This is a genomic window from Flammeovirga pacifica, from assembly GCF_000807855.2.
GTDB classification, from domain to species: domain Bacteria; phylum Bacteroidota; class Bacteroidia; order Cytophagales; family Flammeovirgaceae; genus Flammeovirga; species Flammeovirga pacifica.
Genome location: NZ_JRYR02000001.1, coordinates 4,214,840 through 4,236,593, shown reverse-complemented (window position 1 = coordinate 4,236,593; position 21,754 = coordinate 4,214,840). Strand labels below are relative to the sequence as shown.

Genomic DNA, 21,754 nt, shown 5'->3' with positions numbered 1-21,754 from the left:
TACACCGTCTCTCAAATACTCCTCTAAATCAAAAAGGTTATCTCATTTCTGAATAATGAAATAACCTACCTACTAAATGATACTTTTTATTGGAATGTACTTGGGTTAACTGTATATCTGATCCCAATATTCTAGTAAATATTATTGTTTTAGTTTAGAAAAATGAAGGCACTACTTGATATATCGAGTAGTGCCTTCATATATAATTATATTACATCGATTTATCTGTCATCCTGTAATACACCTCTCCTACTTCATCAATATTGAATTTAATTTGGAAATCAAAGTCGCCTTTGCTATTCCATAAATTCGTTTTAAAGTAAGTAATTGTTTCTCCTTCTTTCGTATTAATTACTAAATTACCTATCGGGGCTCCCCATTCTTCACCTGTTACAGTATAAGTAAAAGTACCCGATTTAATCGTATACTCTCCTAGATCAAACGTTCCATCATCTCCATAGTCTACACGAATATTACCTGTATAAACATCACCATTTTGTTCTACTGATGTAAAAGTAATTACATCATTATCGGCAGCTTCGGAATCTCCATAACGAATGTGACCATTATCTGAATCACTATTCCAATAATAATTGTTGATCATAATTCCTTCTCTAGCACTCCAAGTTCCTTCAGGGAAAATACCGTTAGGATCTGGCTCTTCAGGGTCGACAGGTGTTTCTCCATCACACGGATTAGCTCCTACAAAGTTTCTAACGAATTTATACCAATGAGCTTCTTGCTCTATTCCGCCTGCATTACCTCCGTTGAATTTTAAAGTGATCTGATCAGCTCCACCACCTTCTACTGCATTTGGTACTTCTAATACTGATCCATCTGTAGCGATAAATTTAATTGTCCAAAATTCTCTACTCTCCGTATCATTAGGGTTTTGAAGTATTTTCAATTCGAATTTTCCACTTTCTGGGAAGACTACCCAATCTGTACCGTTTCCATTTGTTAGATTACCATCAGCACCAGCTAAGTATTCGAAATCACCAGATAGGATACCTGTTTCTGTGTCAAAAGCTTCGTTGCTGAATCTCATGATATTATCGAAATCATCACAAACACCTGCGTCTCCACCTGGCCAGAAACCGATATCTTCTATTCCCCAATCACCATTTAAAGAAATAGGAGCATATTCTGGAATGATTGGATCCGTTTCTTCTTCTTCCCCATCATCAGGAATTGAAGCACCATCTCTGATGATTGTATACCAAACTCTTTTGCCAAAATTTAATTCTAACTCATTGTAGTTACAATCTTGCCATCCTAAGTCATGTGCTTCAGGAGAGAATGCTAATTCAAAAACAGAATAGTCTTCTGTGTTGATCCATTCGATTGGTAAAGTAGTTTCTGTTTTCTCTTCTTGATTTAAAATGATGGTATTGTTTGTAAGATCTAATACCCAATTAAAATCACCTTGAGGCATTCTGCCATAATAAGGGGAATAATCAACATCTGAACCTAGGCACCCATTTTCCAAAACAAAAGTTTCAAAAGTACCATCAGCACCCGAAGTATAACTACCCGTACCATAAAGATTTCCTACTTCATCCACACCAACAGTCATAAATTCTAATTCGTTGTCAGTTGCTGCACCTGCTCCTGGAAGCGTCCATTCTAGATCTTTAACACCTTCCCAGCCCCAGCTTTCACCTTCTCCAATAAAGTAGTGGAATTCCATAGGTTTACCTACTTTCCATTTTCCTTGAATTTTGTTATCGAATGACTGTACATTTAATACCCAATCTCTTACTTCTCCAGTGGCCGAAGTCACTTTGTAAGTGTATTCTCCAGATGATAAATCAACTGCTTCTCCAGAAGCGGGAAAGATCGATGCTCCTAAAGAAATCTCGATTTGTGGAGTAACACTTGTTAAGTCCATACCATCAATTACATAAATGGTAAAATCACTTTCGACGGGCGTTCTATTAATTTCTGCAGGGCCGATCTGAATACCATCAATGAAATAAGAAATAATTGCTCTTTCGCTTGTAAGTAATTCGTTTGGATCTTTAGGCTGACAAGACATCACCCCTATTAAACCCAAGAATAGAACGAAGTTTATAATTTTTTTCATATGCTTGTTACTTTATACTTCCCTTTATAGGGGAGCGTTGATAACCATAATTTTTTATTACTTGAATTAGTTTACTTCAGGATTTGTATCGACCTCAATCAATGGAATATCGAAGTAATATACTCCTGATGACATTGGTTTACCGTATTGGCCTCCAAGCACCGATTCCATGCTTTTTGTTCTTCTCAAATCAAATAATCTTTGACCTTCGAATGCCAACTCCTTACCTCTTTCATCTAGAATGTACTCTCTAAACTCTTGTAATCCCATCCCTCCAGCTAGAGGAGATAAACCAGCTCTATTTCTAATTTGATCCATTAAAGCATAGGTTTCCGCATTAGGACCAATGGCTTCTGCATACACCATCATAATGTCTGTATATCTTAAGATAGGTGTATCACAAGTGGCTTGTTGACCGATCATATTAGGGTCCAAGAACTTGGTTGGGAAAGTGGCTTGTAGACCTCCACCAGGATAAAAAAGTTCTTTATCTGCTCCTTCATCACCAGCACCTGGAACGGTTACTTTATCGACAATCATTTCTAAGCTACCTCTACGATCATTAGCATCGTAATTTGCAACAAAATCATCTTCAACCCAAAGGTGTTCCCATCCACCACCTGGAATAGTAGTTCCGTTTGGTAAAACCACCTGTTCTGCACCATCAGCCCAAGGCATAAATAACATTGGTAATTTTGTATATTCACCCTCTAATAAACCATTACGGTCAGTGGCTGCTACAAAAATGTGTTCTTTTGCAGCAATTCGAGTATCTACATTCCAAGTTTCCAATAGGTCTTCTTCGAAAGTATATGTTGATTGATCTTGCAATACTTTCTTGGCATAGTTGGCTGCTTGAGTGTAGTTTGATTCTGCATTTGACACCCATTCATAACCTTCTACACCTGTATTTTTAGCTGAAGCCATTTGTAAGTATACTTTAGATAACAATGCCCATGTAGCTACTTTATTCGCTCTACCATACACTCTTTCTGTAGATAAACGTGTTTCAGCATCGAGGAGATCTTCTAATAAGAATGCATAAACATCTTCCATTGGAGAAACTCCTTTATTTACCTGATCTATTGTAGATACTTGTTGATCTCTAATTATCACATCACCAAAAAATCTTACCAAGTTAAAGTAATGCAACGCTCTTAAGAATTTAGCTTCACCTACAATTTCAGACTTTCTTGTTTCATCCATATCTGGAGTATTTGGAACATTCAGAATCACTGCGTTTGCACGGTTAATGGCCAAGTATGGATAACGCCACATATCTTCTACGATTGTATTGTTATTCAGTATTTCCAATCGGTCCAACGCATGTTGATCTGCCCCTGCATCAGGCTTAATTGTTAGCGTTTCTGTAGGCACCTCAGTTGCAATAATTAAGTGTCTCGAATAGTATTCAATATCTGAATTTACTGAATAGGTATACGCTAAAGCCGACTCTGCATCAGAAGGTGTTTTATAGAAGTTATCGCCGGATAAGAAGCCGTAAGGGTCCACATCAAGGCTACAGGCTGATAAAGCGAAAACTGCTGCAGCTGTTAATAATATATTTTTGATCGTTGATTTCATTTCACTCTACTAGTTAAAAGTTACATTAAGACCTAACGAGTATGTAGTTGGCATTGGGTAGTTCCCCCAATGTATACCATCTCCGCCTACTTCTGGATCATAACCGTACTGGAAATCAGAGAAAACCACTGGGTTATCGATAGAAGTATACACTCTCAATCTATCTAGCCATTTGATATTATTACTACTGAAGTTATATCCAAGGTTGATATTTGAAATTCTTAAATAAGAACCATCCTCGATCCAATAATCTGAAGCTTCATAGGCTCTTGCTTCATTTAAACTTGGATAATCGTTGGTCGGGTTATCAGGTGTCCATCGATTTAACAATGCTGCTCCATCAAACTTTGTATTGTTGTATACTTGATTGCCTTGAACTCCAGTAAATAGAATTGAAAAGTCTAATTTCTTATATCTTAGTTTCGTACTGAAGCTATAGATAAATGTTGGGTTCGGATCGCCGATTATTGTTCTATCATTGGCGTCTACCACACCATCACCATTCAAATCAACATATTTGATTTCACCTGGTCTTGCTCTTGACCCTGTTAAACCTGCTTCCAAACCTTCTTCAAAAGTTTGAATAATACCGTCTGTTTTATAGCCGTAGAAAGCTCCTAGTGGTTGTCCAGGCATTAATACTGTAATTGGAGTTCTGAATTTTTCTACTGTACCTCCGTACCAATCAAATCCATCAGTATTTCCGATATTAACTACTTCATTTCTATTTTTCGAAATCATACCTTTCACACTCCAATCCCAATCTTTCGATTCGATAACAGAATAATCCAAGCTTAATTCCACACCTGTGTTTTTGATTTCACCATCATTCACCCACATCATATCGTAACCTGAACTAGGTGCAATTTGCTCTCTCCTTAATAGGTCTGTAGTGTACTTATGGTATACTTCAGCAGTCAGCATGACTTTAGATTTAAACAATCCGAGATCTACACCTAAGTTCGCTGTTGTAGTTGTTTCCCATTTTAAATCTTGGTTAGCCATTCCTTCCCAAATTTTATAAATACCATCAGGAGAGTAAGAATACACACCAGGTCCGAATCCTGTTGTAAACGTACCATCTGCTGTTGGGTTAGGGTAACGACCTGTACCATATCTTTCATCGACTCTATAAGCAGGAAGACCTTGGTTACCCGCCTGACCCCAAGATAGTCTCACTTTTAATTGTGACACCACATCTGAGCTCTTCAAGAATTCCTCGTTTTGTACATTCCAACCTACAGCCACCGATGGGAAGTAACCCCACTTCTCGTTCTTACCAAATTTAGAAGAACCATCCGCTCTAATTGTACCTGTAATTAAGTATTTATCATCATAAACATAATTTAAACGACCAATACCCGATAGCAATAAATTAGAAGAAAGAGAATTAACAATATCTTTATTTTCAGCTGAATTTAAGTCTTGGTTAACAAGATTATCGTTTACGAAACCTTTACCTGTAAGTTGACTTGTTCTTACTGTATATTTCTGAGCACTCCAGCCAGCCATTGCACTAATTCTGTGTTTTTGGTTGATGGTTTTACTATAAGTAAGATATGTTTCGCTTAATAAATCCAAGTCGTTATAATTCGAGATATAACCATAACCAACTGATTCTGCCCCTTGCCATGTTTTTCCAATTGGCTCGTAATGATCTGTAATTCCATTACCTGACTTGATGTTCATGGTTGTTTTCAATTCCAAATCGTTCATGATCTTTAAACTCAAGTACATATTTGAAATGAAATCGTGTCCTTTGTTATTGTTAACCACCTCATTTGCCCATACCATTGGATGGTAGAAATCTTGCCCCCCAATAAAGAAGTATGATCCATTATCATCGTAAACTGGAAAGACTGGAGAACGATTAACACCACCTGCATTTACAGAATTTTGATCGGTGTGATTGTAAATTACATTTACCCCTGCCATTAAGTTTCTCAAAATCTTCTGATCCAAAGAAACACGCATGTTATATCTTTTATAATCATCGCCGATGTTAATCCCTTCTTGACCAAGGTACCCTAAAGAGAAATAGTATTTAGTATTCTCACTTCCACCACTAGCTGACAAATTATGATCCTGTGCTAAAGCATTTCTATAGACTACACCCGGCCAATCTGTAGAAGTACCCCAAGCTCCACTCGTTATTTCCTGTACAGAAGGATAATAAGTACCTTGGAAAGTTTCCCCTACATAAAATGGCTGTAAACCTGCATTTGTTCTACCTTCGTTATGAATAGTTGCATATTGGGCTGGATCTTTGATCACATTAAATTCGTTAGGGGGTGTCGCCAATGAAACTCTTGAGTTAAAATCGATCTTCATTTGACCTCCGCTACCTTTTTTAGTAGTAATCATGATTACCCCGTTTGCACCTCTCGATCCGTAAATAGCAGATGCAGAAGCATCTTTTAGTACTTCTATCGATTTAATATCATTCGGGTTAATTTGTTTTAGATTACCTGCACTACCTATAGGAAATCCGTCAACTACTAATAAAGGACTACTTTCCCCTAAAAGAGAACTTACCCCCCTAAGTTTTACAGAAACATCACTTCCGGGCTGTCCAGATGAGTTGGTTATTTGCAAACCAGCTGCTTGTCCTTGTAATAATTGTTCTACCGATGTGGCTGGTCTTTGAGGTATATCATCCATCTTCACAGTGTTAACAGCACCTGTTAAGTCACTTTTCTTCATGGTACCATAACCAACTACCACAACCTCGTCTAACTGTTCTGAATCTTCAGATAGGTTAACATCAATTGTAGATTGTGTTCCAATCTCAATTTCCTGAGATAAAAATCCGATGTAAGAGAAAACTAATGTGGTCGCATCTTCAGGGACAGTTAACTTAAACTTCCCTTCAAAATCGGTTAAAGTACCGATAGATGTACCTTTAATTAAAACGTTCGCCCCAATTAATTGCTCATTCCCTGCACTCACCGTTCCTTTTATCACTCTATCTTGTGCAAATGATGTAAGAGAATAAAAAGTCAGAATGATAGACAGAACCACTTTTAGTTTTTGTCTTGAATAGAGTATGCCTTTCATTTCATTAATTAGTAAATAAATTGTTCTAATAAAAAAATTCTGTTGTTGTCGTCAATACAAAAGCAATAATAGTTGAGAATACACTTTTCGAAAAGCCACATTCATAAAAGTACAATCATTGAATAATAATGTATCATGATTTATGGAAGTCAAAAAAAAAGAATTACTGTATTTCGAGTTTCTATCAAGTTGTCAAAAACACCTTAAAAAACTCAATTACAATCACTTAAGCATTACTTTATTTATTAATTAATGTAAATAGTCAGAAGTTTAATCATTTTCATTTAGCCGATTGAAATTTTGAATAATACATTTCTGTTCATGTATTATACTTTTTTGAAGTAAATTATAACTTTAATTATTTGATAAAGATATTGCATCATATTAAAGAATTACAACTATGTGACAATAACATTGTAGGTCTTTATTTTTGAGATGATTTTTTTATAATAAGATAACTTTATAGAACTAAATGAAACTATTAACTAAGGTATTTCTTTCTGGAATTATAACGACTACTTTTTTATCTTGTCAGGAAGAAAAACAACATCAATACTTCGCTAAAATTGAAGCCGACAAATACATTAGTAAAAATTTTATTGGTAATGGTATTCAGTGGGCGGCTTATCCGCATGCTGATGGACCGAACTCCGAATGGGGCGACTTAATTACACCTGCAAAATGGGATACAATTTATGATCGATTAGATTATATGCAGCCTCAAACTATGAGGGTGTTGGACCAAGCCAATTGGAGATATTATAAAGGAAGAGATCAAAAAGGACAACCTATTTTTGATTTAGATAATCCAGAATTGAAAACCTTGTACAAGGTCTTGGATTACTGTCAGACTCGAAACGTAGACGTTGTTTTTGGCGAATGGGGAACACCTTTTCATGTGCATGACTTACACACAAAGAATGCAAAAGAAAATCGCTTCGAAAATGCATACGATCCACAATGGATCAGTTTGATTGGACAATATGTAGAACATCTTATTCTAGAAAAAGGATATACTTGTATCAAATTCTATAACCATATTAACGAACCTAATGGGGATTGGGCATCCACCAATGGTGATTATGAAGAATGGAAACAAGGGGTGATTGCTCTTCAGAAAGAATTTGAGAAGAGAGGATTGGATAAATACCTTAATATTACCGGTCCTGGAACGGTACCTCAGTATACAAAGAAAGGATTTGATTATACCGGAGAAGACTGGATTACAAAAACCATAACTGATATTGATACCATTGTAGGTGCCTACGAAATTCATACTTACTTAGGAACAGATAATACAAGAAACGGTAAAGTCGCTGAATCGATGCACATGCTAATGGACATGCCTGCAGTAAACAAAACAGGAAAACGCTTCTTTGTGGGTGAGATTGGAATTAAAGATGAATGGGATTCTAAGTACCAAGAATTGAATGTGGAAGCTGCTAAAAAAGATGGTTATGCTTCTATTTATGATTCTCAGATGGCTGTTTATACCTATCAGTACGGCGTGGACATGGCTGATGCAGTGGTACAATTAATGAATGCCGGTGCACAAGGAATGATTGCTTGGGATCTTGATGATGCTATGCATACAAAAGACGATTTAGGTAAAATAAACCAATTAAAAAGATGGGGATGCTGGAACATCTTAGGAACAGAATTAATTGATCGACCTGAAGATGAAAATATTCGTCCTTGGTTCTATCCTTGGTCTTGGCTGTGTAAGTATTTCCCTAAAGGAACGAATATTCATAAAATGGATACCCAACTTCCTGATGGTATAAGAATCACTGCAGGAACTCTTAAAGACGACTATAGTATTTTGATGGTGAACAATTCTGACACCCTTAGAAATGTAGCTGTTTCTGCTCCAATTCAAAAATCGGTAGATCTAAAGCAATTACAATATACTGCAAATGATTATAAACTGAATAAAGAAATGGGAAGACCTGAATTAAAAAGTACAGATCTTGTTCTAAGAAAAGGCGGAGTAGTTTCGCTTCCTGCACGTTCCGTAACCATTCTAAGTAGCTTATAATAAATCCTGAAAAGACATGAAGAAATTACTCACAGTTTGTATTAGTATATTATTATCACTTCAGTGCTTTGCTCAAGATGAATTTGTAAAAGTAGCTGATGGAAAATTAGTCATCAACAATCAACCCTATCAGTATATTGGTACCAACTTTTGGTATGGAATGAACTTAGGAGCCTTCGATCAACCTAGATTGATTAGAGAATTGAATCGATTACAAAAAATTGGGGTAAAGAACTTACGCATCATGGCATTATCGGAAGGAGATAAAGATACGCCTTGGTGTATGCAACCTGCTTTGCAAACTGCACCCGGAGAATTTAACGAGGAACTACTTAATGGTTTGGATTTTCTACTAGTGGAAATGCAAAAAAGAGACATGAAAGCGGTTGTCTGTTTAAATAATTTCTGGCCTTGGTCGGGAGGGTTTTCACAGTATATTAAATGGACCAAAGGTGGTACAATTCCATTCCCTCCACCAGCAGAAAATGGCGATTGGCATACGTATGGAAAATATGCGAGTCAGTTTTATGAAAACAAGGATGCTCAAGTACTCTATCAAAAAGCAATAGAGAAAATTATTACGAGAACGAACTCTATTACTAAAGCAAATTACACAGATGATCCTACAATTATGGCTTGGCAATTGGCCAATGAACCTGAGAATATTTTAAGAGGAAATCAATTAGTTGAATGGATTAATACGACAGCGGCTTATATCAAATCATTAGATAATAAACACTTGGTTACGACAGGATCCGAAGGATACACTCCAAGTGAAAATGCAGGAACTGACTTCGAAAAAGATCACCTCTCAGAAAACATCGATTACATGACCTTCCATATTTGGGTTCAAAATTGGGGTTGGTATGATCCTAATAATGTGGAAGGCACGTTTGATGAAGCCGTTGCAAAAGCAAAGAAATATATCCAACAACATATCGAAGTGGGTAACAAATTAAACAAGCCTATTGTATTGGAAGAATTTGGTATTTCTAGAGATCAAAATGATCATAGCGATCAGAGTAGTGTAACGATTCGAGATCAATATTTCAATATTATTTTTGGAGAACTTGTTCAGGCTATAGAAAAAGGAGATAACACTTTTGTTGGTTGTAATTTCTGGGCTTGGGGAGGTGAAGGCAGACCAAGTACGCCGCATTCTGTATGGAAAACTGGAGATGACTTAATCGGTGATCCTCCTCATGAATATCAAGGTTGGTATTCTGTATATGAGACAGATAAATCTACTTTGAAAGTGATTAAAAAGAATAATAAGAAGGTAGGAAAATAGTCCGGGGTTATCCCTTGATAACTTCATGTTTATAAGATTCAATAAAATTGTAGAGGCGTTATTACTAAACTCAAAAAAAGTGTTTTTATAAACGTCTCTACAAAAAAGTATCATCCTATTTGAACATCCTTAATACGAAGGAATGCTGTATAAGCAACCAATGGTTATTTTATATACAGATCATATGAAACAATTACCCTCCCATCAATACAGAATTCGTTACTACTCTGCTCAACTTCCGTCTAACAATAGTTCAAGATCAGATAATACCTTAAACCTAAAATTGTATCAATACCCCCAAAACACCAATAATAAAACAAAGCGGGGTGAAAAATTGTGTATCTGATTTTGCAAATTTTGTATCCTTGACTTTCTTGAAGAAACCAACATATTTAAACTCTCCTATTCCTCTCAAAATAAAAATTGAAGGGATGATCCAATAGCCATAATATAACCAATGAGGAATTTCGAATTCAACCAATCCAGATTTTAATAGGTACATCAAGCCAAATGTCCCCAATCCTAATGCTACTATTAACGTTGCCAATTTAGGAGTTGAGAGACTTGTTTCATTATCAGTATTGGTTGGGATTACATTTTCAACTCCCCATTCACCTCCAAATAACCAATAGAAATGAAAACCACTAAGGATAATAAAAATAACAAAAAGAGAAATAGATAGTATCATTATAAGAGTAATTTAATTATAGTACAAGTGTACTAAATTATTTTGATTAGTACAAGTGTACTACTTTGTTTATATTTGAAAGATGAACAACACTAAACAAAAAATTATACAACATTCTTTGGTACTCTTTAATGAAAATGGGATATCAAAAGCTTCATTAAGAGATATAGCTAAACAAGCAGATATTAGTGTAGGTAACCTTCAATATCATTTTAAAAAAAGAGAAGATATTGTAGAACTACTCTATTTTGAATTAGTGGATAAATTAGACAATATTACAGCCCTAAAAACGGATGACATTCTGAAGTCATTCATCAACATTGGATCAGAGAGCATCACTATTTTTTACGATTATCGTTTTTTCTTTTTAGACTTTATATCCATCATTAGGCAACATGATAAAATAAAGAATCACTACTCTGAATTATCAAAGCATAGAAAAGATTCGTTCTTGGAGATGATAGATATGCTTATTGATCATGGGTTATTCAGAAAAGAAGAACTTAAAGGTGAATATCAAAGTGTATATAAACGTATTGAGGTGATTAGCAATTTTTGGTTTTCCTCTATTCTTATTCAGAGTAAAACACTATCTAAAAAAGCAATTGATGATTATTCGTTAGTAATTAGTCAAAGTGTTTATCCTTATTTAACGGAGGAAGGGAGAGTACATTATAAAAGGATGTTTAATGAGCAGGTATTGTGATTATATTAGGCTCAGACTTCTGCCTAGGCCCGAATCGCATTACTTTGGTACCTTTTATAATTCAACTTAGTCTCTAGTTTACTCCATTCTCCGTTGGTTTTTCCTACTTCAATGATTGCTATTAGTTTTCTATTGGGTGAATTTTCATTTAACTAAGTGGCTTGCTCTTTTCATTTCAATTCCTTTTTATTAACTAGTGATAAAATCAATCTAAATAATCTAAAAAACACCAACTTAAATCAAAACAACTATGGAACAAGCTATCTTAAAAAACTTAAGAACCAATCATCATATCTTAGCTAAATTTATTGATGGTTATTCTCTAGAACAGTTGAATAGAATTCCTGATGGATTTAGAAATAACTTGATTTGGAATATCGGGCATGTGATTGTAGCTCAAGAAGGTCTCATTTATAAATCGTCTGATTTACCTGTTCATGTAAGCAAAGAACTAATTGATAAATATACCGTTGGATCTGTACCTGATGGAAAAGCCACTCAAGAAGAGGTGGAGGAAATAAAAAAGCTATTGTTTAGTACTTTAGATCAGCTGGAAAAAGATCTTAAAGATGGTATTTTTAAAGAATATCATGAGAGACAAACAAAAACAGGTTTTACCATTTCAAACCTTAATGATGCTTTAGTTTTCACTACTTTTCATGAAGGAATTCATTTGGGAGTAATGCTATCGATAAAGAAGTTTTTATAAAAGAAAAGAGGGGTTTAAACCCCTCTTTTTTATCTTTATTGTACGAATTTGGTCTATGTAATAGAGAAATAAAAGTCCTCGCTTAAAATATTATTTAAGCCTCAACAGACTTTAAATCTGCTAACGATTTTCTAAAATCAGAAGGAGTAACTCCTTTAAATTTTTTAAACTGTCTATTAAAGTTCGAAAGGTTATTAAAACCACACTCGTAACATATTTCTGCTATATTTTTATTGGAGTTGATCAAGAAAAATGCTGCTTTTCCTAATCGAATATCATTTACAAATTTGATAAAACTTTTACCTGTTCTCTTCTTAAAGAAATGACTAAAAGCAGAATCACTCATACTAATTAAAAGAGCAGCCTCCTGTACATCAATTGAACGGTGGTAATTATCAAAAATAAATTCAAGAACCTTATTAATTCTTCTACTTGTTTCTTGAGGATGTACCCCAATAAAACCATCAGATGCTAAAGATCTAGTTTCTAAGCTGATCCCTAATTGATGTAACAAATTGAAAAATAATAATACTCTTTCAAATCCAGAACTTTTAACTAAATCCTTTAAAATCAATTTTATTCTGTAACGATCCGTTCCTTCAAAGACTACTCCATTGCCAGAATTAGAAAATAGTCCTTTAATGCTTTCAAACTCGTTTTTCTTTAAAAGTGAATCTGAAAAAATACTTCGTCTAAATTGTATGGTCGTTACACAAGGTTTATCTGTAGAACCTTCTTCTTTCATCCATTTATGTTGGATATTTGGTCCAAGGAAAACGAGATCTTCTTGTTCGAAATTTTCTACAGAATTCCCTACAATCCTTCTACCATTACAACCTTCCACCAAAGTCAGCTCAAAATCGTCGTGCAAGTGTATTGGATAATCGAAGTCGGCATTATGATGATGTTGCAAAACGAATAGATTTTCATCACTTACTGGTGTTATTTCTGGAAATACCTTCATTGTATGTAATGTTTAGTCTAGAGGAATATGATAAAAGAAAGAATAGCTAATATAGCCAATATTATTGCTTGTACTCTAAAATTATGGAACCATTTTACATTCTCCAACTCTTTGGTTTCTTGGTGCCAAATTTCGATACTCCATAAGTTTCCTTCAAGCTGTGCAGACGACGGTTTTGCCGTAATTAATGATGCTACAACACAAACCAATACACTCATTGATACTAAAATTGGAACCATCAATAAGAAATGTACATCAGCCAAAAATGTTTGATTTTTAAATATCAATAATAAAACAGCCATTATTGCTCCCACTAATAATGTAGCAAAAGCACCGTTAGCATTCGCTCTTTTCCAGAATAATCCTAAGAAGAAAATCGTGACAATTGGAGGTGCTAAATAAGAAGCCATTTCTTGATAATAATCCACTAATGATCCGAACTTCTGAATATTTGGTGCCCAAATAGAAGCAATAATCAGAATAATAACTGAGATTATTTGTCCTACTCTTACTAACCTTTCCTTTGAAGTATCTGGAAAAGCATTAGAGTAAAAGTCCATCGTTAATAAAGTTGATGCTGAATTAATTGATGCAGATAAAGTAGATGTAAGTGCAGATATCATTGCTGCCATTATGATTCCCATTAAACCTATCGGCATCAAGTTCATAATTAAACGAGGGTAGATTTCATTGACATCCACAATTTCTGTTACCTCATTTCCAAACATCGAAATTGGTACTTGGACGTCAAATAGATCCATCAAACGAGCACATAAACCGGGAAAAATAAAGATAAATAGAGTGAATATATACAGGAAACCAACAAACAATACTCCCTTTCTACCGTCTTCAATAGACTTAGCAGACAGTACTCTTTGTACCATAACTTGGTTGTTTCCCCAAAAATAAAAACCTAATACAGGAATACCCAAAATAATTCCGAGCCAAGGGGTGGTGGCATCATCCATTGGTCGGACTAAATGTAACCACATTCCTTCATTAAAACGGTCCATTAAAACTTCCCATCCTCCGATTTCTGCAAAACACAAATACGATAGAATCACCGAACCTATAATAAGGATAACTGCTTGTACTAATTCTGCATTAATTGCTGAAGATAAGCCTCCAAAAATGGTATACGAACCAGCAATTATGGCCATTATATAAATGATAGTTGATAAATCTGCTTCAGGAAATATCAAACGAATAATTAGTGCTCCTGAGTATAACGCTGCTGCAGCGTCTAAGAATACGTTTCCTATAATCGTGATAATCGAAAAGAAAGTCTTTGGTCGTTTATCGTACCTTTTTTCTAAGAACTCGGGCATTGTATATACTCCCGATTTGATATAAAATGGTAGAAAAAAAGTTGCGAAAAAGATCATTACCAAAATGGAAATCCATTGGTAATTATAGACCGCTAAACCTGTCTTAAAACCTTCGGCCGATTGTCCGATTAATGTTGTAGAGGAAACAGAAGCGGCAAATAACGATAAGCCTACTGCTTTCCAAGACATATTCCTTCCCGCTAAAAAATACGATTCAGAGTCGGAGTTATTGGCATTCTTAAATGCCCATAATAAAATGGCAAGTATGTAGATTACAACAAAGACTAAATCGATGTTGCTCATTTGGAAGTCCATAATTGTTCTTTAATTAATTCACCTTTTCTGAGTACAAATCAAAAAATCAGCAAAAGCTCCAATAGATAACTATTGCGGTAGTTCTCAGAAATTCATTTCAAAAATATAAACTTAACAAGTCAATTGAATAGTATTGTTCAGATACTATCAAATAAATGATAAGGCCCCAAAGTTTAGGGCCTTATTACATTATTAACTTAACACTAAAGGAGAAACCTTAGTATTGTCTTTGATAAACTCAACAAGTTCATCGATGTTACAAGTCGCTACACCACAATATTGATCGCTACCGCCATAATAGATATACAGGGTATCGTCAACTAATACATTTCCTGTTGGGAAGACTACTCCCCACTTGTATAGACCACTTTTCTCCCACTCTTCTTCTGGTTCCATAATGAAGTCTTTCGTTCTATACAGAATCTTTGTTGGATCTTCTAAGTCTAGTAGACAAGCACCTACACGATAACAATTGTCTTTATCTACACCGTGGTAAAGCATTACCCAACCTTCTTTGGTTTTAATTGGAGGAGTGTTACCACCCACTTTTACTTCCCACCATTCTTCACCTTTAAGTAATAAATCAGATTCATGTTTCCAGTTCACCATATCGTCAGACGATTGGATCCAAATTGCTGGATATTCTGTACCATACTCTGTTCCTATCCATTCTTTTGGACGGTGTAACATATAGTACTTTCCATTGATTTGTTCTGGGAAAATAATCACATCGCGGTCGTCTAACTCTGGTTTGGTAATACGACCCACTCTGCGGAATGTCTTAAGGTCTTTTGAAATAGCTAAGCCTGTGTTTGCTATATTTTTTCTAAGTAACTCTGGGTGAAATTCGTCCATTTCTGGAGCCACCACAGCATCATAACTGTATTTCCAGTACTGACCAGGAGGGAAAGCTCTATAGGCATAAGTGATATAGTAAGTATCTCCAAATTTTACAATTCTTGGGTCTTCTACACAACCTGAATCAGGTCCATCTTCTGAAGGAGAAAATACAGGTTGATCTTGTACTCTATTAAAGCTAAAACCATCTTTACTTTCTGCCAATCCAAAATGGATTTTATGATCAAAATCGTCTCCGGCCGCTCGATACATCATATAGAATGTCCCATCTTCATACCAAGCACCTGGATTACAAACAACTAGGTTTTCCCATTTATTGGTTTCATGTGGAGATAAAATTGGATTCCCCTCAAATTTTTTAAGCTTCATAATTTCATACAAGTTTAGAGCTTTTACATTAAATAAATATGATTGACAACAACATGATACAAATGTAGAGGGGTTATCTGATGCATTCTTATAGGATAAGACTCAATTGTGATACTTTTTTGAATTTATTTTAATATCAAAGAGTCTAAGTATTCTAAATAGTATCTAAATTTGATATGAATTTCGACAATATTCAAAATAGTATCATGTTGTAACATAAATGTAGTAGTAGATTTTTTTTGATAGCTCTACATTTACACATCTTTAATTTAAATAATAGTATGATATATGAAGTTTACTAAACTATTTACTTTATTATTTTTTGTAATTCACTTTACATTAACAGCGTCCACAATTCAACCTGAGATTATTGAGATTACTAACAACACCACATCTTTAAGTACTTTCGACAAATTCGAATCTATTATTAAGGTAAAGGCGGAGTATACTAATCCTTACGATCCTCAAGACATCGATATAAGTGCAAACATCAAATTGCCTGATGGAACTACTATAGATTACCCTCTTTTTTATCAAGGAGTAGAGGGAGATGTTTCTGAATGGGGTCTTAGAATAGCACCAAAATCAGAAGGTAGTTATTCATTCACTATTAAAGTAATTACTGGTGATCAAAATGCAACATCAGAAGAACAAACTTTCACTGCATCAGATAGTGAAGGTCTTGGTTTTTTACACACTGTAAATAACAACTTTAACAATCTAGTATTTGATAACGGGTCTGGATTTAGAGGTTTTGGTCTAAACATGGCCTGGGAAGCTAGAAATAGCGAAAACCCTAAATACACTTACGAATACTGGTTCGATTTATTGGCAGATCATGATATTAATTTTATAAGAACTTGGGTAAACGCTCCTTGGAACTTACCAATTGAATGGAGTAAACCAACTTCGGATCGTTACAATGATTACGACGGCGTAGGTTACCACCCAGAAGGTCTTGAACGCATCGAATATATGATTAATGAGGCAGAAAAGAACGATATGTATTTAATGTTGGCTATGGATTTCCATGGTGCACTTTGGGTAAATAATAACGACGGTTGGGGAAATAATTTCTGGAATGTTCATCCATATAAAGATTTGGCGGGATGTGTAAACCCTAATGATTTCTTCACTTTCGAAGAAGCTAGAAGACTATATAAAAATAGACTAAGGTATTTTGTTGCTCGTTGGGGATACAGCACTTCTGTCGCTGCTATTGAGTTTTTTAATGAAGTGGATAACACTATCATCTATTCTGGACAAAACGTGAACCCTGCTGATGTGGTTGAATGGCATAGCATTATGGGTGACTACTTAAAATCGATAGATTATCATAACCACATCGTTACAACAAGTATTAGTCACAATCAAATAAACGGACTATTTGATGTTAATGAGTTGGATATGATTCAATCTCATATTTATGGTGCTGTTGATAATATGTCACAAGTCATTACTAACATGACTAATACACATAAAAAGCCCTATGTAGTAGGTGAAATGGGATTGGACTATCTGCCTCCTAATAATAATGATGAGGGCAAATGGGTTAAAGATCTACAAAAAACAATGTGGTTGGGCATGTTCGAAAAGACATCGATTATTCCTATGACTTGGTGGTGGGAAAACTACGAAGTTTGGAATGCTTACGATAAATTCGAATTCCTTTCTGAGTTTACCAAAAAGATGACAACCAATACTGACAGCGAACGAGCTGATCTTAGCTTTGTAAACAGTGAAGACCTAAATGCGAAAGGTATGATCATTAGAAATCGACATGCCTATGTATTTGTAGAAGGAAACGGTTCTAATCTTAGAAATATCACTTTACAAATTGACGGCTTACCAGAAAACGATTATACTTTCTATGTATACAACGCCTACACTTATGAACTGAAAGAAGAGGTGGATGTATCGGCAAGTGCTTCAGGTAAATTTTATATCGAACTAAAAGACATTTCTGCTAATGAAGATGTTTTCATCTATCTAGAAAACAAAAGAGGAGATATTACTGGAGTTGAAGATAATTTAAAGACAGTAGGTTGGCACCTCTATCCAAACCCAGCAAAGTCTACTATAAACTATAAAATTGATGATGTTTTTAACCCCACTAATGCATGGTTTTCCATTTATGATTTAAATGGAAAAGTGATGACACAAGCTAGTTTAGAACAACATAGCAACATTAATCTAGATGTATTTCCCAGTGGAATGTATGTTTTTAAAATAGTTTCTGATTCTTTCGAGGATCAGAAACTATTTATTAAACAATAAAAATTTATCCTTTAAGGGAATCGATACTTCTTCCCTTAAAGGGTATTTTAGTTATGAACATGATTTTAAAATGCTAAACTTTTAAGAAAAATATTCCTTACCCTAAATAATTTACCTAAGCTTCTAATACTTTCTGAATCAAATATATTTTATCGTTAATTTGTAGATGAATAACAACTAAAATATATGAAACTCCTCATCTATATTACTCTCCTCCTACCTTTCTATTCCTTTAGTCAAGATATTTATGACAAAGGAATTATAAATTTCCAAAATGAAGGACTGCCCTGTAATCTAGATTCTTTAGATGGAGAGCCTGTTTTTGAAATTACAGAAGAACCTGCTTCTTATGAAGGTGGTTCGGGTAAATTTTACAAAGCTGTAGTTAAAACATTACAATATGTTCCAGAATTAAAACATAACTTAAATAATAAAATTTATATCACTTTTATAATTGATAAAGATGGAAACGTCAGAAATTTATGCACCAATATTGGTATAACTGCAAAGAGTATAAATGATTTTCTAGCATTAACAGCAAATAAATGGACTCCTGCTAAAGAAAAAGGTAATAATGTACACCAAAAAATGGTACTAAGTATGCATATCCGTTTTGGTTAACTTTTTGATATATAACAAACAACAACACAATATTACTTCAATTTTTTCAACTTCATTATGTTACAAAAAACAACTCTAAATCATCAGTCTGCTTCTTTTTTTGATATTTCTTCTGAAGGTACACCTGCTCACTTTTATGGAGCTAATGGCTTTCCCTCTCATGTTTACGAAGAATTACTGAATGAATTAGGGCAGAAATTTGCATTAAAAAGCCTTTTATTTCGTGCTTGTTGGGACGATATACCTACACCCAAAAAACAGGTAAAATGGCAAGTATATGCTGATGATTTGATTGCTTTTATTGAACAACAATATAATGAACCAATTGTAGGTATTGCACACTCACAAGGTGCTACAGCCACCCTTTTAGCGTATCAAAAACGTCCTGAATTATTTAAAGAATTAATTTTGATAGAACCAGCTTCAGTATCAAAATTAATAAAAACGGTATTTCACCCAATCCCTCTTTGGCTAAAGAAAAAGATGAAACCTATGATCGCTACATTAGGTAAAAAAGAAAAGTGGGAAGATACTCTTTCGTTTTACGAATACTTGAGAGAAAACCAAGGATATAAAAGGATGGATGATCAAAAGTTATTTTTATTGGCTCAACGCAGTTTAAATAGTAATTCTGAATTAGTATTTCCTGCTGAATGGGAAATGTTGAATTATGGACTTCCAGTCAACCTAGATCAAATTATCAAAAATGTAAAGGTGCCTTTAAAAATTATTGGCGGAAAACCTTCGCTCTTCTTATCTGAGAAAGTAAGAAACTATTGGAAATCCTTAAACCCAAATGTAAGCTTAGTAGAAATCTCAGATTATGGACATTTACTTCCTTTAGAGAACCCTTCAATAGCAGCAAAAGAAATTCTAAATCGTTAATGATTTTCTGAAATCGGAAGGTGAGATATTGTATTCTGATTTAAATAATTTAGAAAAGTATCCTATATCATTAAAACCACAATCGTAAGCAACATCTGAGATTCTTTGATCTGTAACTCTCAGTAAATTTTCTGCTTTGATCAAGCGTTTTGATTTAATATATTGATTAGGGCTCGTATCAAATACTGTCTTGAATTTTCTTTTAAAGGTGGATAAACTCAAACCAGTAAAGAAAGCTAGATCTTGTATGCTTAAATCTTCGTATAGGTGTGCATGAATCACTTCTTTAAAATCATATTCTTTGGTTTGAAAAAGTTGATGCAACATCATTTTTACTTTCCCTGTAGTATCAGAAGACACTAAAATGTGTATTAACTCTCTCATTTTTAATTTGAGCACTTCCTCAGTCATCATCTCTTTATGATCGAAATAAAACATCATAGAGCTGATAAAAATATCTAATAATTGGTTATTTTCTATCTGTAAGGCCGCCTTCATATCTTTACTTTGCTGCTGTTTAAAGATATCAGGCACTCCTTCTTCATATATCGATTTGATGTGTTCTAACGATAAATGAGCTACAAATACTTGAGACTTTTCTTCATTTTCATTCGCTTCCCATACATTGACAAAATTGTCGCACTTCATTAAAAAGCAATCTCCTGTTTGTAGCTTGATCTGATTATCAGGAACAAATAAATTGGTTTTCCCATTGATTATTTTCACAAAACGGGCTTCATCTACCAATGTAGAATTGGCTTTAAAAGGGGCTTTAAATTTAGCAGTCCCTACAAGGTCTTTTCCGTTTAATTCAAAATGATGAAGTTCAAAACTCATAGCAAAACATTAGATAAAAAAAAGAGGGATAATTTATCCCTCTTCAATTTAAAAAGTCTTTGTCATATTGGCATTACATACGATAATAAATTCGTTCTTCCCTTTATTTTCATCGGCCAATTTTGAGACATCCTCTTGCTGGACAAAAGAAATGACTCCACATTTTGCTTTTTTATTGTATTGATTCACGTACCATACTGTTCCTTCATGGTCTTTAGAATGGAAATTTCCATTAAAGTGAATCATTAATTTTCCTTTATTTTTCTTTACAGCTTTAGCAATACTTTGTCCCATTGTGGCATCTTTTATTGCTTGAGCAGCCACAAAGTTTTTTGCTCTGCCTTTCATTCCATGTCCTGCCATCATTTGTTCCATCTCTTTATAAGAAGGTAACTCATAAGGAACTTCAATTGGAAGCGGAGCCATTAATTTCTTTGCTTTTTTATCTAATGTTTTCAGTGTATCCAAACCGTGTTTAGCCACTAAGCTTGCATATCTTCTTGGAACATTAGTAGCAAAAAATGGTGCTTTAATTTCTTTAGCAAAATCAACTAACGGAGCATAATCTGTTTTATAGTTATCCCATGCTTTGCCATCTTTAATTAATACTGCTTCTTTTACTAAACCCTTTAAATACTCATCCAATACCAACTGATTGTCTTTCTCAAACATTTCTGCTCCGAAAATCACTTGGTTGTCTTTTGCCTTTGCTAAAGATTTAGATAACTCGAACTGTAACCAATGGGCGATAGGGTTGTTATGTAGTTCTCCGAAGAAAACAACATCGTAACTTTCTAATTGAGATGACATTTCTTCGAATGTTACCTCCTTACCCTCTTTATCAAAAATTTGATAGGCTTTTAATTGTGCATTCACCGTAAATGAGCTTATGATGAGAATTACTGATAAAAGAAGTTGTTTCATTGAATTTAGTAAAATAAAAGTGTATGATTTTAAAGTGATTCCTCACCTGATATGAATGTCGTGAAATATTTCAAATAAGAAAAATACTTGGATTGGTATGACTTCTTGAATTATAAAATTCTTATGATAGTACTTTTGTTTTGTTTCTCATGACGGGGGCACAAGCCAAAAGACTTGTGCCAGGTATATTTTGCTTATTGTAAAGCAATAACCACGT

Annotated in this window: 16 protein-coding genes; 7 read left to right on the top strand and 9 right to left on the bottom strand. The window is 34.4% G+C overall.

Annotation, left to right across the window (positions count from 1 at the left end; genetic code table 11):
- Positions 1-211 precede the first annotated feature (211 nt).
- The 3 genes from NH26_RS16780 to NH26_RS16770 form a co-directional block, all read right to left on the bottom strand.
- Positions 212-2,086: a hypothetical protein gene (locus NH26_RS16780; protein WP_139263131.1), complete on the bottom strand. Its 1,875-nt coding sequence runs from the start codon at positions 2,084-2,086 to the stop codon at positions 212-214.
- A gap of 66 nt (positions 2,087-2,152) precedes the next feature.
- A complete protein-coding gene (locus NH26_RS16775) occupies positions 2,153-3,670 on the bottom strand; it encodes a RagB/SusD family nutrient uptake outer membrane protein (RefSeq protein WP_052431835.1) in 1,518 nt (505 codons plus the stop codon).
- A gap of 9 nt (positions 3,671-3,679) precedes the next feature.
- The gene (locus NH26_RS16770) at positions 3,680-6,727 is read right to left on the bottom strand and encodes a SusC/RagA family TonB-linked outer membrane protein (protein ID WP_044219754.1); all 3,048 of its coding nucleotides are present in this window, start codon (positions 6,725-6,727) and stop codon (positions 3,680-3,682) included.
- 472 nt (positions 6,728-7,199) lie between these two features.
- Between NH26_RS16770 and NH26_RS16765 the strand changes: the two genes are divergently transcribed.
- Both NH26_RS16765 and NH26_RS16760 read left to right on the top strand, forming a co-directional pair.
- A complete protein-coding gene (locus NH26_RS16765) occupies positions 7,200-8,765 on the top strand; it encodes a hypothetical protein (RefSeq protein WP_052431834.1) in 1,566 nt (521 codons plus the stop codon).
- A 16-nt stretch (positions 8,766-8,781) separates the two neighbouring features.
- On the top strand, positions 8,782-10,056 hold the full coding sequence (locus NH26_RS16760; RefSeq protein WP_044219751.1) for a glycoside hydrolase 5 family protein: 1,275 nt from the start codon (positions 8,782-8,784) through the stop codon (positions 10,054-10,056).
- 277 nt (positions 10,057-10,333) lie between these two features.
- On the opposite strand, the gene NH26_RS16755 is transcribed toward NH26_RS16760, so the two are convergent.
- Complete coding sequence (locus NH26_RS16755) at positions 10,334-10,744, bottom strand: DUF3995 domain-containing protein (protein WP_044219748.1); 411 nt, start codon at positions 10,742-10,744, stop codon at positions 10,334-10,336.
- Positions 10,745-10,826: 82 nt separating this feature from the next.
- Here NH26_RS16755 and NH26_RS16750 point away from each other — a divergent pair, with 82 nt between their 5' ends.
- Both NH26_RS16750 and NH26_RS16745 read left to right on the top strand, forming a co-directional pair.
- Positions 10,827-11,450, top strand: coding sequence for a TetR/AcrR family transcriptional regulator (locus NH26_RS16750; protein ID WP_044219746.1), 624 nt, complete (start codon positions 10,827-10,829; stop codon positions 11,448-11,450).
- Positions 11,451-11,700: 250 nt separating this feature from the next.
- The gene (locus NH26_RS16745) at positions 11,701-12,159 is read left to right on the top strand and encodes a DinB family protein (RefSeq protein ID WP_044219744.1); all 459 of its coding nucleotides are present in this window, start codon (positions 11,701-11,703) and stop codon (positions 12,157-12,159) included.
- Positions 12,160-12,253: 94 nt separating this feature from the next.
- Here NH26_RS16745 and NH26_RS16740 read toward each other — a convergent pair whose 3' ends face one another.
- The 3 genes from NH26_RS16740 to NH26_RS16730 form a co-directional block, all read right to left on the bottom strand.
- Positions 12,254-13,123, bottom strand: a complete 870-nt coding sequence (locus NH26_RS16740; RefSeq protein WP_044219741.1) for an AraC family transcriptional regulator — start codon at positions 13,121-13,123, stop codon at positions 12,254-12,256.
- Between the two features lie 17 nt (positions 13,124-13,140).
- On the bottom strand, positions 13,141-14,754 hold the full coding sequence (locus NH26_RS16735) for a sodium:solute symporter (RefSeq protein ID WP_044220286.1): 1,614 nt from the start codon (positions 14,752-14,754) through the stop codon (positions 13,141-13,143).
- Positions 14,755-14,958: 204 nt separating this feature from the next.
- Complete coding sequence (locus NH26_RS16730) at positions 14,959-15,993, bottom strand: glycoside hydrolase family 130 protein (protein WP_044219738.1); 1,035 nt, start codon at positions 15,991-15,993, stop codon at positions 14,959-14,961.
- A 288-nt stretch (positions 15,994-16,281) separates the two neighbouring features.
- Here NH26_RS16730 and NH26_RS16725 point away from each other — a divergent pair, with 288 nt between their 5' ends.
- The 3 genes from NH26_RS16725 to NH26_RS16715 all read left to right on the top strand — a co-directional run bounded on the left by NH26_RS16725 (position 16,282) and on the right by NH26_RS16715 (position 19,776).
- Positions 16,282-18,270, top strand: a complete 1,989-nt coding sequence (locus NH26_RS16725; RefSeq protein WP_044219735.1) for a T9SS type A sorting domain-containing protein — start codon at positions 16,282-16,284, stop codon at positions 18,268-18,270.
- Positions 18,271-18,456: 186 nt separating this feature from the next.
- Positions 18,457-18,891: a hypothetical protein gene (locus NH26_RS16720; RefSeq protein WP_044219732.1), complete on the top strand. Its 435-nt coding sequence runs from the start codon at positions 18,457-18,459 to the stop codon at positions 18,889-18,891.
- Positions 18,892-18,948: 57 nt separating this feature from the next.
- Positions 18,949-19,776, top strand: a complete 828-nt coding sequence (locus NH26_RS16715; protein WP_044219728.1) for an alpha/beta fold hydrolase — start codon at positions 18,949-18,951, stop codon at positions 19,774-19,776.
- Here NH26_RS16715 and NH26_RS16710 read toward each other — a convergent pair.
- Both NH26_RS16710 and NH26_RS16705 read right to left on the bottom strand, forming a co-directional pair.
- Entirely contained in the window at positions 19,765-20,613 is an 849-nt protein-coding gene (locus tag NH26_RS16710; RefSeq protein ID WP_044219726.1) for a helix-turn-helix domain-containing protein, read from the bottom strand. The two genes, NH26_RS16715 and NH26_RS16710, sit on opposite strands and share 12 nt — an antisense overlap.
- Before the next feature lie 48 nt (positions 20,614-20,661).
- The gene (locus NH26_RS16705; RefSeq protein ID WP_044219723.1) at positions 20,662-21,537 is read right to left on the bottom strand and encodes a ChaN family lipoprotein; all 876 of its coding nucleotides are present in this window, start codon (positions 21,535-21,537) and stop codon (positions 20,662-20,664) included.
- Positions 21,538-21,754 lie beyond the last annotated feature (217 nt).

What these genes read in the sequence shown, in the direction of transcription:
- NH26_RS16720 (WP_044219732.1), top strand. Translation starts at nt 18,457, where the DNA reads ATGAAACTCCTCATCTATATTACTCTCCTCCTACCTTTCTATTCCTTT.
- NH26_RS16760 (WP_044219751.1), top strand. Translation starts at nt 8,782, where the DNA reads ATGAAGAAATTACTCACAGTTTGTATTAGTATATTATTATCACTTCAG.
- NH26_RS16770 (WP_044219754.1), bottom strand. Translation starts at nt 6,727, where the DNA reads ATGAAAGGCATACTCTATTCAAGACAAAAACTAAAAGTGGTTCTGTCT.
- NH26_RS16765 (WP_052431834.1), top strand. Translation starts at nt 7,200, where the DNA reads ATGAAACTATTAACTAAGGTATTTCTTTCTGGAATTATAACGACTACT.
- NH26_RS16710 (WP_044219726.1), bottom strand. Translation starts at nt 20,613, where the DNA reads ATGAGTTTTGAACTTCATCATTTTGAATTAAACGGAAAAGACCTTGTA.
- NH26_RS16705 (WP_044219723.1), bottom strand. Translation starts at nt 21,537, where the DNA reads ATGAAACAACTTCTTTTATCAGTAATTCTCATCATAAGCTCATTTACG.
- NH26_RS16775 (WP_052431835.1), bottom strand. Translation starts at nt 3,670, where the DNA reads ATGAAATCAACGATCAAAAATATATTATTAACAGCTGCAGCAGTTTTC.
- NH26_RS16725 (WP_044219735.1), top strand. Translation starts at nt 16,282, where the DNA reads ATGAAGTTTACTAAACTATTTACTTTATTATTTTTTGTAATTCACTTT.
- NH26_RS16730 (WP_044219738.1), bottom strand. Translation starts at nt 15,993, where the DNA reads ATGAAGCTTAAAAAATTTGAGGGGAATCCAATTTTATCTCCACATGAA.
- NH26_RS16755 (WP_044219748.1), bottom strand. Translation starts at nt 10,744, where the DNA reads ATGATACTATCTATTTCTCTTTTTGTTATTTTTATTATCCTTAGTGGT.
- NH26_RS16735 (WP_044220286.1), bottom strand. Translation starts at nt 14,754, where the DNA reads ATGAGCAACATCGATTTAGTCTTTGTTGTAATCTACATACTTGCCATT.
- NH26_RS16745 (WP_044219744.1), top strand. Translation starts at nt 11,701, where the DNA reads ATGGAACAAGCTATCTTAAAAAACTTAAGAACCAATCATCATATCTTA.
- NH26_RS16780 (WP_139263131.1), bottom strand. Translation starts at nt 2,086, where the DNA reads ATGAAAAAAATTATAAACTTCGTTCTATTCTTGGGTTTAATAGGGGTG.
- NH26_RS16750 (WP_044219746.1), top strand. Translation starts at nt 10,827, where the DNA reads ATGAACAACACTAAACAAAAAATTATACAACATTCTTTGGTACTCTTT.
- NH26_RS16715 (WP_044219728.1), top strand. Translation starts at nt 18,949, where the DNA reads ATGTTACAAAAAACAACTCTAAATCATCAGTCTGCTTCTTTTTTTGAT.
- NH26_RS16740 (WP_044219741.1), bottom strand. Translation starts at nt 13,123, where the DNA reads ATGAAGGTATTTCCAGAAATAACACCAGTAAGTGATGAAAATCTATTC.